The organism is Polyangiaceae bacterium (assembly GCA_015075635.1).
Lineage (GTDB): Bacteria > Myxococcota_A > Polyangia > Polyangiales > Polyangiaceae > JADJKB01.
Genome location: JABTUA010000003.1, coordinates 440713 through 456699, shown reverse-complemented (window position 1 = coordinate 456699; position 15987 = coordinate 440713). Strand labels below are relative to the sequence as shown.

Genomic DNA, 15987 nt, shown 5'->3' with positions numbered 1-15987 from the left:
CCGCCCCGTCTCGGGTCACCATTGCCCGGCCGGTGGTGGCGACGCAGGTCGACTCGCGGAGAACCGATCGAGACTGGCGCTGAGCGCAGTCCCGCTTGGCGCGCCGCGCCGGTCCGGCGACAATCGCCGGGTGACGGGGGAGGCGGAGGCCGACGGCGACAAGACCCGCGGAGACAGCCCGCGCGCTTTCTCGTCGGGCGCCGACCCGTCGGGCTCGACCAGCCTGCTCTCCACCGACGCGCTCAAGACGGAGCGGGGAACGCAGCGGCGCACGGCGCTGGCAGTCGCCACTGTGCTCTCCGGCATCGGCGTGCTGGCGCTCCAGTTCGCGCTGGCGAAGCCGCTCACCCACTGGCTCTTGACGGCGATGCTCGCGGTGACGTGCGCGGTGAGCGGGATGAGCTGGCTCTCCGCCCGCGGTGCGCGCTGGGCGCCATCGGCCAGCGCGCTGGCGAACGGCGTGCTCGTCACCCTCTCCGCCCTGGCCGCCGTCGCGCACGTCGGGCCGCTCTCCGCCGTCGCGTGCGTGCTGCCCATCATCGTCTACTACTTCGCGTTCGGAGACTCGGTCGCGAAGGCAGTGTGGCTGTTCGCGCTCACGGCGGTCGGCTACGCGCTCGTGGTCGGGCTCGCGAGCGCCGGGCTCGTCCCGCTTCGCGACTCGCTGGTCGAGCTCGCCATCTCCAAGATGAACCTGCCGGCCCTGGCGATGCTCGGGGGGTTCGTCGAGGTCGTCCTGGTCGCAACGTATTTCATGGGACGGCGAACTCGGCGCGCTGCGTTGGCCGCCATGGAGGAGCTGGAGGCGGCGCGCCTCCGCGTCGAGCAGCGAGACGCCTTGCTCGAGGAGGCGCACGCGGACCTCGACCGCGCGATGGAAGCGGGACGCTTCGGACGCCTGAGTGGGACGCGGGTGGGCGCGTGGCTGGTGGACGACGTGATCGGACGCGGTGGAATGAGCGAAATCTACCGGGCGGTACACGCGAGCTCCGGCGAGGCCGCTGCGATGAAGGTCCTGCACTCCTCCGTTCTCGGCGAGCCGACCCACGTCGAGCGCTTCTTTCGCGAGGCGCGGGTCTCGAGCGGGCTCTCGTCACCGCACGTCGTGAAGGTGCTCGACAGCGGCTATGCGGCGGACGGAACGCCCTACCTGGCCATGGAGCTCTTGCAGGGCGCGGACCTCTCGCGCCTCTTGCGCGAGCGCTCGCGCATGAGCTCGAGCGAAGTGCTCGAGCTGGTGAGCCACGCGAGCCACGCCCTGACCACGGCTCACGAGGCGGGCATCGTCCATCGCGACCTCAAACCGCAGAACCTGTTCCTGGCCGAGGACGCGGCGAACGGGCCGGCGCTCTGGCGCGTCCTCGACTTCGGCATCTCGAAGATCGCCGAGGCCGGCGGAACGCTCACGCACGGCGGCGCGGTCGTGGGCACCCCCCGCTACATGTCTCCCGAGCAGGCGCGCGGGCACGCCGTGGACCGGCGCTCGGACGTCTTCTCGCTCGGCGTCGTGACCTATCGCGTGCTGACGGGCCGGCCGCCCTTCGCGGGCCACGACAGCATGGCGACCATGTACCAGATCATGCACGTGCAGCCGGCAAACCCGGATGACTTCATGACCGAGCACGGCGACGTCGAGCTGGCGCTGGCGCTGGTGCTCGCCAAGGACCGCGCGCGCCGATTCCAGACGGTGGCGGAGTTCTCCCACGCCCTGGCGGCGGCCGTCCGCGGCGAGCTCGAGCCGCGGCTCCGGGACGCCGCACGCGAGCTGCTCGCCACCGAGCCCTGGGGCTCCGAGGTCCGAGCTCGCGCGTGACTCACTGACCGATGGCAGCGCGGATCCGCGCTGCGGCGCTCTCCGGAGTCTCGCCGTCCACCTCGACGACGACGCGACGGATCTTGCCGTGCTCCACGTCGATGCCGATGGCGCGCTCCGAATCGCCCACCATGAAGAACGCCCAGCCCCGCCCCTGGTCGGTCGAGGCGTAACCTGCGCGATCGGCCGCTTCTCGGACGATCTTCTCCGCCTCGCGGACGTGCTCGGCGGCTCGCGAACGTGCTTCGTCGGGCCAGGCCTCGACGGCCTCCCGCGCTTGCTCGAGCTTCTGCAACACCGGTCCCGGGCTGGCGCCCAGCCCCTCGCTCGCCCAGAAGTATCCGGCCATGATGTTGCCGACGTAAGCGCCAGCCACCCGGTACGCCTTGATGTTGCCTTGGCCCTTCGCGTCCGGCGGCCTCACCGCGACGGCCTTCACGTTGGTGAGCGGGATCGTGAGCGAGCTCCGGAGCGCCAGGAGCTGATCGAGCCCCTTGATGTCGATGACCAGGTCCTTGCCAGTGATGCTGATTTCGGCCATGCGTCCTCCCTCCGACGCTCAGGCTATATCGGCCCCCTCCGAGGCGTCAGCGCCAGTCGCCGCCGCGGGCAAATCGGCCTAACATCGGGCGATGCGTCGCACTCTCGCCCTCCTCGGGTCGTCCTTCCTCATCGCCTTCGTCGGCCTCGCCGCTTGCGGCGACAACCCCGAGTTCACGTCGAGCCCCGGCACCGGCGGCAGCGCGGGCGGCGGCGCCGCGGGAATGGCCGGCTCGGGCGGCGGGACCGCGGCCACCGGCGGCATCATCCTCGACAGCGGCGGCGCCGGCGGCGACTCGTCGGTGACCGACGGCAGTCCTTGCGGCACGACGACCTGCACCAAGGAGCAGCACTGCGATCCGCAGAGCGGAGCCTGCGTGCCCAACACCTGCGCGTCGCTCGGCTGCAAGGCGACGGAGCTCTGCGTCACCACCGACGCCGGCGCTTATTGCGACGACAACTCCTGCACCAGCGACGTGGACTGCCCCGATACCAAGTACTGCAACGGCACCACCTGCGTGGATGACAAATGCGCGCCGGGCAGCGAGAGCTGCACGTTGCAGGACCTCTACGTGTGCAAGCCGAACGGCAGCGGCACCGAGAAGAAGCTGACCTGCGGCAGCGGCTCGCCCTACTACCTGAGCACCTGCACCCAGAGCGGGAGCGGCAGCGCCGACTGCCCCTGCGAGGACGACTGGGACTGCCCGGCGTTCACCGAGTGCAACGTGGCCAGCTGCGAGGGCACCGGCGTCGCGCCGACCTGCTCGCTGCCACCGGAGCCGTTCAAGAACGTCTTGCCGTCGAACGAGATCACCTGGGGCGGGACCTTCGCCAATCCCCAGGCCGTCGGCAGCCCGTTCCCCGCCTCGACCCAGGTGGTGATGACCCCGCTGGTCGTGAACCTGGACGACGACACCGGCGATGGCGTGATCGACGAGCGAGACTTCCCCGAGATCGTCTTCAGCTCCTTCTGCAACTCGGAGTTCACGTCGAACGGCGTGCTGCGCGCCATCCACGGCGGCGGCAAGAACAAGGGCAAGGACTTCTTCGCCAACTGCGGCGGTACGCTGTGGAAGGAGGGAGACCCGCTGACGCTGTCGTGTCCGTGCGCAAACGCCGAGCTCGACTCGACGGCGGTGCTCGCCGCCGGGGATCTGGACGGCGACGGCAAGCCGGAGATCGTCGGCATCAGCGAGACCGACGCCGTGATCATCTACGACAACCTGGGCGAGGTGCAGTCCAAGAGCGCCAACTACAGCTTCGGCGGCGCCGATCCGACGCCGTCGCTGGTCAACGTGGACAACGCCGGCTTCGCCGAGATCGTCATCGGCCGCAGCGTGTTTTCTCTGGAGAAAGACTCGAACGGCAAGCTGAAGATCCTGGATCGCTTCGAGGGCGCGCTGATGCACGGCATCAACGGTCAGGGGCCGATCTCGTGCGTGGCCAACCTGGTCGGGGACCCGAAGCAAGAGATCGTCGCCGGCACCACCGTGTACCGCATGGCGACGCCGCCGGCGGGCGCCAAGAAGCGCGCGGACTGCACCGGCAGCGAGACCGGCGAGGCGAAGACCTGGTGCGACGGCCAGCTCGTGGTGGTGTGGGACGGACAGGCGGTCAACGGGACGACGGCGCTGCCCAGCGGCAACCGCGAGGGCTTCTGCGCCATCGCCGATGTGCTCGGCGCCGATCAGACCAAGGCGCCGGGACCGCAGAACGCCCTCGACGGCGTGGCGGAGGTGATCGTGGTGTCGAACGGCCGCCTCCTGGTCTTGAACGGGCAGACCGGCAAGCTGGCGCTGAACCTCGACGCCGCCGCAGGCAACAACGGCGGCCCGCCCAACGTGGACGATTTCGACGGCGACGGCTTCCCGGAGGTTGGCACCGCCTTCGGCGCCGCCTACGTGGTCTTCGATCTGCAAGCCACCGCCACCGAGTGCCCGGCCTGGACCGCGGTCGGCGACTCGAACACGAACAAGCCGCGCACTCCGCCGACGCTCACCTGCACGAAGGACTCGGACTGCGGCGACACGGCCAAGTTCTCCTGCAACGAGTCCACGAGCCAGTGCGTGTGCCTGCACAACGGCTGGCGGCGCACCACGGAGGACGACTCGAGCCGGGTGACGGGCTCCAGCGTGTTCGACTTCAACGGCGACGGAGCCGCGGAGGTCATCTACAACGACGAGTGCAACTTCCGCATCTACGACGGGCTGAACGGCGGCGAGCTGTTCAAACAGCCGAGCGAGAGCCGCACCCGCATCGAGTACCCGATCGTGGCCGACGTGGACAACGACGGCAACGCGGAGATCGTGTTCTCGACCAGCACCGAGAGCGGCTTCTGTTCGGAGAACAAAGACAACCAGTACAACGCCGGCATCGAGGTCTGGGGCGACTCGAAGGACACCTGGGTCAGCGCGCGGCGAATCTGGAACCAGCACGCCTACCACGTCACGAACGTCACCGAGAACGGCATGGTCCCGGTGTTCGAGCCGGAGAGCTGGCGCAAGTTCAACGGGCGTCTCTACAACACCTACCGCTCGAACCCGCGCTCGGCAGGCGTCGCGCCCGATCTGACCGTGCAGGCCATCCAGGTGTCGAGCCCGGACGCGACCTGCGGTCAACTCTCGAAGAAGCTCGACATCACCGTGCAGATCGCCAACATCGGCGATCTGCGCGTGGGCCCCGGCGTGGTCGTCAGCTTCAGCGGCACCTGGACCTCGCCGGCGCTGAGCGAGGCGCTGAAGATCCCGGGCAACCTGCCGCTCACCGTGACCATCACGCAGAACCTGGAGCCCGGCGACGTGATCTGGCTCACGGCCAGCTACGACGCCGCCAACAATTCTCCTGGCGTGCTGCCCGGCAAGATCACGGTGACCGTGGACGACGGCGACGTGGCACGGGAGTGCAAGGAGAACAACAACTCCCTGGACAAGGACGTGGTGGCCGGAGCGCAAGCGCCGGATCTGCGGGTGACGCTCGGCGCGCCCACCGGCTGCCCACCGGGGCCGAAGCCCAAGGTCCCGACCACGGTGTGGAACGACGGCTCGGCGCCGGCGAGCAACGTGCTGGTGCGCTACTTCGCCGGCGATCCGCAGGCTGGCGCCAAGGCCATCCACGACGAGACCGTGCCGGGGCCTATCCCGGCCGGCAGCAGCGTGAACGTGAGCCCGACCATGACCAGCTTCCCTCAGGGGCTGAGCGTATTGATCTACGCCGTCGTGGATCCGGACAACGCCATCGCCGAGTGCAACGACGGCAACAACACCGGCGCGGCGACTCAGAAGGTCACCTGCGGCAGCGTGCAGTGAGCGGGCTCGCAGCCTGGCTCGAGCGTGGGAAGCGCATCTTCGCGCCACCCCGCGGACCGTCGCTGGTTCCGCTGATGGGGGGACGACCGCTCACGGTGCTCTTCGTGGGTGCTCGCGGCGGCCCGGCGTCGCGCTGGACCGAATACGGGCGCGACGTCGCGCTGATCGGCCTCGAGCCCGATCCGGCCGAGCACGCGCGACTCGAGCGCGAGGCCCGCGCCGGCGAGCGCTACTTGTGCGTCGCAGCCGGCTCGGAGCGCGGGCGCGCGCGCCTGAACCTGACGCGCCAGGCGGGCTGCTCCAGCTTCTACGAACCGAACCGTGCGCTCCTCTCGCAGTTTCCGCCCGACATCGCCCGCATGTTCGAGGTGGTCGGCAGCACCGAGGTCGAGACGGCGCCGCTCGACGAGCTCGTCGCACAGGAGTCGCTCGAGCCGGACGTGCTCGCCGTGGACGTGCAAGGCGCGGAGCTGTCGGTCCTGCGCGGAGCCGGCGAGCTGCTCGGGCGCCTCGCGCTGGTGGAGCTCGAGGTCGAGCTCGCGCCCCAATACGTCGGCCAGCCTCTGTTCAGCGACGTCGACCCCTTCATGCGCCAGCGCGGCTACGAGCTGCTCGGCCTGCGGCGCAGCTCCTGGCGCAGGCGATCCCCTCGCGGCACGAGCGACAGCGTGGCCGGAGGGCAGCTCATCCACGCCGACGCGCTGTACCTGAACCGCGCTCGCCTCGACGCGCTGCCTTCTTCGGCGGAGCTGGTGCGCTTCCTGCTCGGACTCTCCGCCTATCGGCAGCACGACTTCATCGAGTACCTCCTGGCCGAGCACCCCCGCGCGGCGGAGCTGACCTCGAGCCAGCGCAAAGCGCTCCGACTCCGTTTGGTGCCGGAGATCCGCCCGCTCTGGCGGAGCGTCCGGCGATCGCTGCTTCACCTGCCCCATCACCTGACCGTACGCGCGCTCGCGGTCGCGCTGCGCGAAGCACCCGCCGACGACTGGCACGATCCGGATTTCTTCTGAGATGGTCCCGCGCGAACGACTCCGGCTGCTCTGGCGCGCGGCGCGCCTCTACGGCTATCGCGCCTGGTCGAGCACGTTCGAGGAGAACGCCCAGGCAGCCCGCGCCGTGCTCAGGGCGGCGGCTCGCGACGCGATCGCAGCGCCGGGGCCGGGGCGCATCACCGTGGTGCTGCTGAGCTACCGGCGCGGCTGGAACACGGCGCTTCAGGCTCACTTGTGCTTGTCCACTCCCGGTGTCGAGCGCGTGATCGTCTCGCACAACGACCCGACTCGGCCAGCGCCGCGGCTCCCCGAAGACCCGCGGCTCCGACTGGTGGTGCAACCCCGCGAGTCGGGTCCGATCACGCGCTACCAGGTGCTCAGGGACGAGCCGGGGCCTTGGTTCTTGGCTCTCGACGACGACCTGTTCCTGTCGCCGCTCCAGCTCGAGCGGCTTTCGCGCGAGCTCGTTCGGCGCCCCGAGGTGCCTCACGGGCTGCACGGGCAGCTCTACCGCGCGGGCAGCTTCACCGACAACGTCACGCGCGCGGAAGGCGAGGTCGATCTGTTGAACCGCGCCTACGCCTTCAGCGCCGCGCACCGCGACCGCTACTTCGAGCTGCTCGGCGAGCTCGGCGTCTCGAGTGAAGCCGAGCTGCGCCGCCTGGACGACGACATCGTTCTCTCCTTCTGCGGCGCCGGACGCCCGCTCGTCCACGACCTCGGCCCCGTGCTCGACTGCCCCAGCGAGGCCCGCCGCGGCGCGCTCTGGCGGCGCAAGGACGCGCTCCGCCGGCGCACCGAGCTGACCGAGAAGCTCCTGGCGCTGGCGCCTCGGGACAATCCCGGACCCGAAGCCCGTGGGCGCCCCCTGGTCGGCGGCCCGCGCGCGCTCTGGCTCGGCGCTCCGGCGCTCTTGGTGCGGCGCGCGCTCGGGCGGTAACGGTCGATGACTCGAGGTTGGGCGGGGTGTATTCTCGGGCGTCATGGGGGAAACCTCGAGTCCTTCGCTGAAAGCGACGTTACGTTACGGGGCATTCGACGCGGGTGACGCCGCCGGTGGGCTGACCTCGGCCGCGAGCACTCTCGCGGGGTTGGCGCCGTCGGCGCCGATGCCCGTGGATCTCGACGAGACCATCGACGCCTCCGCGCTCGGCTCGAACCCGGTGGCCTCCGCGTCGCCGCTGGTGAGCGCGGCGGGGCGCTCGACCGTCTTGCCGCGCCGCAAGGCCGCCGCCGTGGCGCCCGTGGAGCAGCGGCCGCGCTTCGACCGCGTGCGCCTGCTGGGCGAAGGCGGCATGGGGCAGGTCGAGCTGGTCCGTGACAACGACATCCGCCGCACCGTCGCGGTGAAGCGCCTGCACGCCGACGCGCAGTCCGAGGCCGCGCTCCTGCGCTTCGCCGACGAGGTCCGCATCGTCGGGCAGCTCGAGCACCCCGCCATCGTCCCGGTGTACGACGTGGGGCGAGACGAGACGGGCCAGGTGTACCTGGTGATGAAGCACCTGAACGGCGAGACCATGGAGCAGATCATCGAGAAGCTCCGCGCCAAGGACCCGAGCTACACCGAAAAGTACTCGCTGGAGTTCCGAGTCCACCTGTTCATGAACGTGCTGGACGCGCTGCGCTTCGCCCACGCCCGGGGCGTCATCCATCGCGATATGAAGCCCGCAAACGTGATGATCGGCCCCTACGGCGAGGTGACGGTGCTGGACTGGGGCATCGCCAAGCCGATCAAGTCCAAGGAAGAATCGGCGGACGTGCAGGCGCTCGATCGCACGGCCATCGACACCCAAGACACGCGCTTGCAGGAGACTCAATTCGGCTCGCTGGCGGGGACGCCGCTCTACATGTCGCCGGAGCAGGCCGCCGGGCGTAACTCCGAGCTCGACGAGCGCAGCGACGTCTACTCGCTGTGCGTGCTGTTCTACGAATGGCTCACGCTGCAACACCCGCTGGAGAACGTGCAGACCGTCCCCGAGGTGCTCGCCGCGATCATCTCGGGGCTGGATCTCGACAAAGTGGGCGAGCGCGCCGTGTTCGCGGGGGTCGGCGGCGAGTGGGTCCAGGTGATCGTGCGCGGCCTGGAGAAGGACCGCGACAAGCGCTTCCAATCCGTGGCCGAGCTGGAGAAGGCCGTGCGGGGAGTGCTCGACGGCAAGATCCCCATCCAGTGCCACCTGACCTTGACCAAGCGGGTCGTGCACGAGGCGCTGCACTGGGTGGACCGCCACCCAGTGGTCTACCTGATCGCGTTCTACGGCACGTGCCTGTCCCTCGTGCTGGGCCTGGTGTACGGCGGCTATCGGCTGGTGGCGGCGGCGCTGTGAGCGACGAAAAGCACGACAAGGACGTGATCCTGGCGCGACGCCGGCGCTTGATGGTGTCGGCGCTGGCCGGCATCGCCGTGGCGCAGTCCGGCTGCGAGAAGTCGGCCCAACCGTGCTTGAGCGTGGAGGTGGTGCGCGACGGCGGCGCGCCCATGCCATGCCTCAGCCCGCCGCCGATACCCGCCGACGCCGCCTGGGCCTCGCGACCAGACGCGGGCGCGGACGCGAGCGCCGCCCCGCAGCCTTGCCTCGAGATCTCCCCGCTCCGCCGAAGCAGCGCTGACGCGCATCGCTTGCGGGCCGCGAGAGGGCCGGCGCAGCGAGTGCCGACGCCGGTAGCCTCGGCTCGCGGTGATTCGCTGGCACGTACGATGCACGCCCCCGGCCGGAGGATTGTCCATGAAGGCCGTCAAGATCGACATCGGGATCAAGGATCAGGACCGTGCGCGCCTCGCGCAGGAGCTGTCGGTGCTCCTGGCGGACAGCTACACGCTCTACCTGAAGACCCACTACTTCCACTGGAACGTTACCGGCCCGATGTTCCAGACGCTGCACCTGATGTTCGAGCAGCACTACAACGAGCTGGCGCTGGCGGTGGACACCATCGCGGAGCGCATCCGCTCCCTCGGGCACACGGCGCCGGGCAGCTATGCCGCCTTCGCCAAGCTGTCGAACATCAAGGACTCGGAGTCGGTCCCCAAGGCCAAGGAGATGATCGCTCAGCTGGTCGAGGGGCACGAGACGGTGGTGCGCACCGCGCGCAAGGTGCTCGGTGTCGCGGAAGAGGCACACGACCAGTCCACCGCGGACGTCGCGACCCAGCGCCTGCAGCTCCACGAGAAGACCGCCTGGATGCTGCGCAGTCTGCTGGAAGAGTGAGGGCTCGATGGCGAAAGGTCCGTCGCGACGGCAGCTCCTCGGCCTACTCGCCGGCGCCGTCGTGGCGGGTCTTCCGAGCCCGACACGGGCCGACGATCGGCCGCTGTTCCAGTTCTTCCACGCCTTCGACTGCCCGCACTGCAAGAAGGCGAAGCCCTTCGTCGCCAAGCTGGAGAAACAACACAGGGGCGTGCGCTTCGAGTCCTGGGAGGTGAAGAAGGACGCGGAGGGGCGGCGCCGCTTCGCCAAGGAGGTGAAACGGCTGAATATCCGCGATCCCGGCGTCCCTCTGTTCGTGTGCGGCGACGCGCACGTGATGGGCTGGCTCGGGGCCGAGACCGAGCGCTGCGTCCGGCAGATGATCGCGCGCTGCAAGACGGCCTGATGCCCTAGTACTTCCAGCCCAGGATCCCGAGGCCCACCACGTTCAACACGACAGCGAGCCCGTACATGGAGCCCACCGCTACGAGCTTCGTACGCAGCTTCTTGGCGGCTATCACCAGCGCCGCCGCCGCGTAGAAGTGGAAGTAGCCGAACAGGAAGATGAGCCAGACCCCGGCGAAGGAGCGATTCCAGAAGGGGTACTCCCAGACCAGGTGCCCGCCCAGGTTCAAGAGCACCTCGACGAACACGCAGAACGCCGAGTAGCCCGCGGCCCAGAACCAGCGCTCCGGCACGCCGAGGACCTTCTTCGCGGGATCTCCGGACAGCGTGTTGAAGTAGATCAGGCCGGACAGCGCGAACATGAACATGATCTCGATGTTCCAGCCGACCATCGTGCGCAGCGCCGTGGGGCCCGGGGCCGTCCAGAGCGCCGAACGACCGCTGAGCACCAGGATCCAGCCGTTCACGGTCTCGTTCACGCAGTCCATGCCGAACACGGTCAGTCCCGCGAAGATGGCGTTCCAGTTGCCGGTGGTCCTGGCCTTGGCGATCTCGGACGTGTACGCGTAGAACACGATCGCGAGCAGCGGGACCACGTACCACTGGAGCATGCGCAAATCGCGCAGCGACTCCAGCGCGCGGACCGAGGCTTCGGTCATGCACCGCCTCCGCTCAGAGGCAGCTCTTCACCGCAGAGACGACACGAGCCACGTCGGGGACGCTGAGGCATTCGAGCGCCTTGTTGTACGCGATCGGGTGGTCGCCGGCACCGACCCGCAGCGGAGGAGCCGAAAGCAGGCCGTGGGCCGCCGCGGCGACCCGCGCCACCACCTCGGCGCCGAAGCCTCCGCGCACCGGGCTCTCCTCGACCGTGACCAAGCGCCGGGTCTTCTCGACCGAGCGCAGGATGGTCTCGCCGTCGAGGGGGGCGACCGTGCGCGGATCGATGACCTCGACGTCGATGCCCTGCTTCTCGAGCTCAGCAGCAGCCTCGAGCGCGACCTGCACCATGTACGAGAGCGCGACGACGGTGACGTCCTTGCCCGGGCGCACCACCCGCGCGACCCCGAGCGGGGCCACGTCGTCCGCGAGCGGCACGGCGCCCTCGGTCAGGTAGAGCAGCTTGTGCTCGAAGAAGAGCACCGGGTTGTCCGAGCGGATGGCGGCCTTCAGCAGCGCACGACAGTCCCGCGGCGTGCCCGGTGCCGCGATGATCAGCCCCGGGATGTTCATGAACAGGGTCTCCAGCGACTGCGAGTGTTGAGCCGCCATGCCGAGGCCCGCGCCGCCCGGCGTGCGCACCACCATCGGCACCGAATACTGCCCGCCGGACATGTAGCGCAGCTTCGCCGCCTGGTTCACCAGAGGATCCGCGCACACGGTCAGGAAGTCCGAGAACAGGATCTCCGCCACGGGACGCAGTCCGTTCATGGCCGCGCCGACCGCCCCGCCGAGGATGGCGTTCTCGCTGATCGGCGTGTCGCGCACGCGCTGCTTGCCGAATACGTCCACGAGGCCCTGCGTCACGGCGAGGTAGCCGCCAAGAGTGATGTCCTCGCCCAGGAGCAGCACGTTCGGGTCGCGCTCCATCTCCTCGCGGAGCGCGCGGTTGATGGCGGCAGACGCCGTCATCATCACGCTCTCGCCGGGCGACTCGCTCTGGAAGCGCCTCGGCTCCGGGGAGAAGACGTGAGTCACGAGCGCCGTGGGGCCCGGCTCCGGCGCGCGCCGCGCGAAGTCGAGGGCGGCGTCGATCTCGGACCGAGCCTTCTCGGCGAGCCCGTCGGCCTCGCTGCCGAGCAGCTCTCGCTGGCGTACGCAGGGGTCCTTCTGCTTCCACTCCTCGAGCTCGGCGGCGCTGCGGTAGCTCTGCCCGTCACCCTCCATGTGGCCGCGCCAGCGATAGGTCAGGCACTCGAGCAACGCGGGGCCGGCACCCGTACGCGCGCGCTCGACCATTTCTTTGGCGGCGCGAAACACCGCGTTCACGTCGTTGCCGTCCACGCGCGCGCCGGGCATGCCGTAGGCTGCGGCGCGATTCGCGAGCTCGGCGACGTTGGTCGAGCCGGACTGCGGCGTGAACTCGCCGTAGCCGTTGTTCTCGATCACGAACACCACGGGCAGCTTCCACACCGAGGAGAGGTTCAGCGCCTCGTGGAACATGCCCTGGTTCGTGGCGCCGTCGCCCAAGAAGGCCACCGCCACGGCGTCACGCTTCTGGTACTGGAACGACAGCGCCGCCCCGAGCGCCAGGAGCGGGGAAGCGCCTACGATGCCGTTGGCGCCGATGGCTCCGACGCTGGCGTCCGTGACGTGCATGCTGCCGCCCTTGCCGGCGCACAGGCCGGACTCCTTGCCGAAGATCTCGGCCATCATCCGATCGGCCGGCGCACCCTTGGCCAGCATGTGGCCGTGACCGCGGTGGGTCGTGGCGATCACGTCGTCGGGTGCGAGGGCGAAGCAGACGCCGACGGCGACGGCCTCCTGCCCCGTGCTCAGGTGGATGGCCGCGGTGGGCAGCGCGCCGTCCTTCCACTCCGCCGCGAGCCGCTCTTCGAGCTCGCGGATCAGACACATGCGCTGGAGCATCTCCCGTTGCAGGAGCCTCTCCTCCGCGGGCAGCGCCACGCGCTCGGTAGCGGGCACGCAGGGCTCCTTGCCCGTGGGCGGGAAGGTGTCGCGGGCCAGGCGGCTCGAGTCGAGGGACTCGCGGCGCCGGAGCCAGCGCCGCCAGTCGAGGCGACGCCTGGGCGTGCTCGGCGCCCGCTCCAGCTTTCCGGCCAGGCCCAGCTCCTGGAGCACGTCGGGGTAGATCTGGAACGCAGGGCGGATCGCCGGCAAGAGCTTCAACGCCCCGGCGACGTCGCCGCGCGCGCGCACGCGCCCCGTGGCGATGGCGCGCACGGGGTTCAGCTTGCCCAGCCAGAACTCGTGGGCGGTGTCCGACGACTGCACCATCTCCACGTCGGCGGCGCCGCCGTCACCAGTCGAGAAGGCCGCGGGCCGGTGCTTCAGGTCGAACGTGAGCACCGAGCCCAGGTCGGGGTAACGAAAGCGCACCACCAGCTCGGTGCTGGTCAGCGGCCCGGCCACCGCCGGCGTCGCCATCAAGCGCTCGAACAGTCGGCCCATCACGCGCTCCAGCTCGGCGCGGTCCTTGTACGTGCCCATGGCTCACCTCGCGAAGGCTTGGGACAGGAGCGGCAGCCGCCGCGGCGTCTTCAACATGCGCCAGGACTCGAGCGGTTCGAAGTTTCCCGAGCTCACCTCGGAGATCTCGACGCGGTGGATCGACACGCACTTGTGGCAGCTCTCGCCCTCCTTGCCCGCGAGCTCGCGCAGCCGGGGGTGCTTCAGCACCTCCTCGAACGAGGTGTGCTTCAAGTTGGCGATGGGCTTGGTGCCCCAATGCATGCAGTCCACGACGTCGCCGTTGGCCTCTACGGGCAGCATGAACTTCGGCCAGTGGCAGCGGTACACCGGCGGGCCGCTCTCCATCATGCTCATGTGCGTGTTGGAGTTGAGGATGGGATAGCCGCGACGCTTCAGGTCCTGCAAGAACAAGAACGCCTCGCGGAGCTCGGCCTGCGACGGGGCGTACTTCGCGAGCCCAGCGTCGCCGCCCTCGGTCGCCGCCTCGACGCGCAAGCCGTTGAACACGCCCAGCACGCCGAGGTCGGCCATCAGCTCCGCCAGCTGGCGCAGGGTCGGGAGGTCCACGTTCTCCTTCTGGAGCGTGCAGATGTAGACGATCTTCTTGTCGGGATCTCGCTCGCGGAGCGCCCGCGTCGCCGCCACGATCTCAGCGAAGAGGCCGCGGATCTTGCGGACTTCGTCGTGCTTCGACGAGGGGAAGTCCAGCGAGATGCTGACCCGATCGATGTAGGTCGTGACCGCTTCCAGGTGCTTCCGGAGCAGGAAGCCGTTCGTCACCATGTTGGTGATCAGGCCCAGCTCGTGGGCGTGGCGCATGATGGCTTCGAAGTCGGGGTGCACCAGCGGCTCCCCGCCCCAGACGGAGAGGCCCACGAAGCCCGCCTTGCGCGCGTCCGTGTAGAGCTGCTTGATGGCCGGGGTTGAGAGCTGCTGCCGCGGATCGTAGAACTCCGGGTTCCAAGCGCAGAACCCGCAACGCGCGTTGCAGCGCGCGGTGAGCGCGTGCACCAGGTAGATGGGCTTTCGCAGGCCGAGCCGGGCACCGGCGAAGCGACGGGTGAGCTCGAAGACGTTGGCTCTGGCGTTCATGGGGCAAACCTCTCGATCAGTGAGACGAGCTCTTCCACGTGACGGCGACGCGCCGCCACGCTCTCGGCCGACATCGGGTCTCTGCCCAAGACGGCGCCGAGCACGGGCTCGTAGACGAAGTAGCCGGCGATGGCTCCGAACACGCTGATGGCGAACTGCCGCGCGACCGCGCGATCGCCGAAGTGTCGTTCGAGCAAGGCTGCGAGCGGACCGGCGATGTCGTCCGCGTGCTCTCGCAGGTCGTCCCCGCGGTCGAGCATCTGCCGGAGCAGCAAGCGCTGCAGCTCGCGCTCCTCGACCAGGAAGTCGAAGTAGGCCAGCGCGAGCCGGACCGGCAGGCCGTCCCGCTCGCCGCTGCCCACGGCAGCCGAGAGCCGCGCGAGCAGGCGCCCCTGAGCCTCGGCGACGACGGTGTCGTAGAGCGCCTGCTTGCCGCCGAAGTAGTAGTTGATCATCGCCGCCGTGGCGCCTGCGCGCTCGGCGATGGTGCGGACGGAGGCAGCCCCGAAGCCCCGGGAGGCGAACTCCGCCCGGGCCGCAGCCAGGATGCGCTGCCGGACGCCGTCGTTGACTTCGAGGGGAATTGCTGCCGATGTGGTCATTAAACGTCCGTTTAAAGCGACTGTTTAATAGCTGCTGGGGCGGGTGTCAAGCGGCTGGTCTAGATCGCGCTCATGGCGCAGCGCTCCTTCGGCGGCAGGGTGGTGGTCGTGACCGGGGCGGCGGGCGGCATCGGCCGCGCGATCGCCGAGCGTTTTGCGCTCGAGCGCGCACGGCTGGTGCTCCTGGACGTGGACGAGGTCGGCCTCTCCACCTCGAAGGAGCTGCTCTTGGGCAAAGGCGTCGAGGTGCTGGCGCTCGCCTGCGACATCACCCGGGCCGAAGACAACGAGCGGGCTGCCCGCGCCATCCTCGACCGCTTCGGGTGCGTGGACGTGCTGGTCAACAACGCCGGCGTCGTCCACCGCTCGAGCTTTCGCGACACCGACGTGGACGTGTTCCGGCGCGTGATGGAGGTGAACTACTTCGGCTCGCTCTCGGTTACCAAGGCGCTGCTCGAGCCGCTGATCGCGGCGCAGGGGCTGATCATCGTGGTGTCGAGCATCGCGGGCCTGTCGCCGCTCTACGGTCGCAGCGGCTACTCCGCCAGCAAGCACGCGCTGCACGGGCTGTTCGAGTCGCTGCGCGCGGAGCTCTCCGACGACCGGGTCGAAGTGCTGATGGTCTGCCCGTCGTTCACCCGCACACCCTTCGAACAGCGGGCGCTCGGGGCGAGCGGCGAGCGGGTCGAGCGGGGGCGCTCCCGAGTCGGCACCGAGGCTTCGCCCGACGACGTCGCCGACGCCGTGGTCCGCGCTGCGCGGCGACGCCAGCGGCTCCTGGTGCTCTCTCCGGTGGGAAAGCTGGCGGTGTGGCTCGCGCGCCTCGCGCCCGCCCTGTACGAGCGCTGGATGGTGAAGGCGCTTCGGGAGGAGTTGGGCGGAGGCTAGAGCGAGCGC

The 15987-nt window shown here is 69.5% G+C and carries 13 protein-coding genes; 8 read left to right on the top strand and 5 right to left on the bottom strand.

Going from position 1 to position 15987, the window contains the following annotated elements; all coding sequences use genetic code 11:
- Positions 1-130: 130 nt before the first annotated feature.
- A complete protein-coding gene (locus tag HS104_32655) occupies positions 131-1813 on the top strand; it encodes a serine/threonine protein kinase (GenBank protein MBE7484705.1) in 1683 nt (560 codons plus the stop codon).
- Between the two features lies 1 nt (position 1814).
- Here HS104_32655 and HS104_32650 read toward each other — a convergent pair whose 3' ends face one another.
- Entirely contained in the window at positions 1815-2354 is a 540-nt protein-coding gene (locus HS104_32650) for a hypothetical protein (protein ID MBE7484704.1), read from the bottom strand.
- Positions 2355-2445: 91 nt separating this feature from the next.
- Here HS104_32650 and HS104_32645 point away from each other — a divergent pair, with 91 nt between their 5' ends.
- From HS104_32645 to HS104_32620, 6 genes are all read left to right on the top strand, one after another.
- The gene (locus HS104_32645) at positions 2446-5658 is read left to right on the top strand and encodes a hypothetical protein (GenBank protein ID MBE7484703.1); all 3213 of its coding nucleotides are present in this window, start codon (positions 2446-2448) and stop codon (positions 5656-5658) included.
- Positions 5655-6671, top strand: a complete 1017-nt coding sequence (locus tag HS104_32640; protein ID MBE7484702.1) for an FkbM family methyltransferase — start codon at positions 5655-5657, stop codon at positions 6669-6671. Before HS104_32645 ends, HS104_32640 begins: the two co-directional genes overlap by 4 nt.
- Before the next feature lies 1 nt (position 6672).
- Positions 6673-7593 (top strand): hypothetical protein, encoded by a 921-nt coding sequence (locus HS104_32635; protein ID MBE7484701.1) that lies wholly within the window; start codon positions 6673-6675, stop codon positions 7591-7593.
- Positions 7594-7636: 43 nt separating this feature from the next.
- Positions 7637-8980: a serine/threonine protein kinase gene (locus HS104_32630; protein MBE7484700.1), complete on the top strand. Its 1344-nt coding sequence runs from the start codon at positions 7637-7639 to the stop codon at positions 8978-8980.
- A gap of 393 nt (positions 8981-9373) precedes the next feature.
- On the top strand, positions 9374-9859 hold the full coding sequence (locus HS104_32625; protein MBE7484699.1) for a DNA starvation/stationary phase protection protein: 486 nt from the start codon (positions 9374-9376) through the stop codon (positions 9857-9859).
- Between the two features lie 7 nt (positions 9860-9866).
- On the top strand, positions 9867-10244 hold the full coding sequence (locus HS104_32620; protein ID MBE7484698.1) for a hypothetical protein: 378 nt from the start codon (positions 9867-9869) through the stop codon (positions 10242-10244).
- Between the two features lie 4 nt (positions 10245-10248).
- Here HS104_32620 and HS104_32615 read toward each other — a convergent pair whose 3' ends face one another.
- Genes HS104_32615 through HS104_32600 form a run of 4 tightly spaced genes read right to left on the bottom strand, consistent with a single transcriptional unit; the run spans position 10249 to position 15090 of the window.
- A complete protein-coding gene (locus tag HS104_32615; GenBank protein MBE7484697.1) occupies positions 10249-10902 on the bottom strand; it encodes a hypothetical protein in 654 nt (217 codons plus the stop codon).
- A gap of 13 nt (positions 10903-10915) precedes the next feature.
- Complete coding sequence (locus tag HS104_32610) at positions 10916-13414, bottom strand: SCP2 sterol-binding domain-containing protein (protein ID MBE7484696.1); 2499 nt, start codon at positions 13412-13414, stop codon at positions 10916-10918.
- Positions 13415-13417: 3 nt separating this feature from the next.
- A complete protein-coding gene (locus HS104_32605) occupies positions 13418-14488 on the bottom strand; it encodes a radical SAM protein (protein MBE7484695.1) in 1071 nt (356 codons plus the stop codon).
- Positions 14485-15090 (bottom strand): TetR/AcrR family transcriptional regulator, encoded by a 606-nt coding sequence (locus HS104_32600; GenBank protein MBE7484694.1) that lies wholly within the window; start codon positions 15088-15090, stop codon positions 14485-14487. Before HS104_32600 ends, HS104_32605 begins: the two co-directional genes overlap by 4 nt.
- A 72-nt stretch (positions 15091-15162) precedes the next feature.
- Between HS104_32600 and HS104_32595 the strand changes: the two genes are divergently transcribed.
- Complete coding sequence (locus tag HS104_32595; protein ID MBE7484693.1) at positions 15163-15978, top strand: SDR family oxidoreductase; 816 nt, start codon at positions 15163-15165, stop codon at positions 15976-15978.
- The last annotated feature ends 9 nt before the right edge of the window (positions 15979-15987 follow it).